The sequence below is a fragment of the Enterobacter cloacae complex sp. P17RS genome (assembly GCF_014895885.1).
Taxonomy (GTDB): domain Bacteria; phylum Pseudomonadota; class Gammaproteobacteria; order Enterobacterales; family Enterobacteriaceae; genus Enterobacter; species Enterobacter bugandensis.
Map to the genome: position 1 here is coordinate 1 of NZ_JADBQK010000043.1, position 397 is coordinate 397.

The 397-nt window shown below is 53.4% G+C and carries 1 protein-coding gene; it reads left to right on the forward strand.

Features of this window, described 5'->3' with window-relative positions:
* Window positions 1-149: 149 nt before the first annotated feature.
* Window positions 150-397: peroxide/acid stress response protein YhcN (gene yhcN, locus IM265_RS21835; protein ID WP_193055962.1), on the forward strand; the 248-nt coding region annotated here is incomplete at its 3' end.

The following is a 397-nucleotide window of genomic DNA, read 5'->3' on the forward strand; positions in this document are numbered from 1 at the left end:
GGTGACCACTGGCACGCCACCGCCGAGCTGTACAAATAAGTTTAAGTAATCACTGAAGACATAACTCTCCACTCAACGGCACCAGGCATAAAAATAGCAGTTCAACCCTTCTCGCCGTTGAGCAAAAAACCTGTTCAGGAGTAAAGACTATGAAAACCAAATTGATCATCGCAACCCTGGGTCTGGCATCCGCTCTCTCTTTCGGCGCAAGCGCAGCCGTACAGCAAGTGAATGCCGATCAGGCACAAAATCTGCAGCCAATGGGCAGCGTCTCCGTGACGTCAGTCACCGGCTCCCCGATGGACATTCGTCAGGAACTTGCCGCCAAAGCTGAAAAAGCAGGCGCCAGCAGCTATCGCGTCACCGAACTGAATCAGGGTGACCACTGGCACGCCAC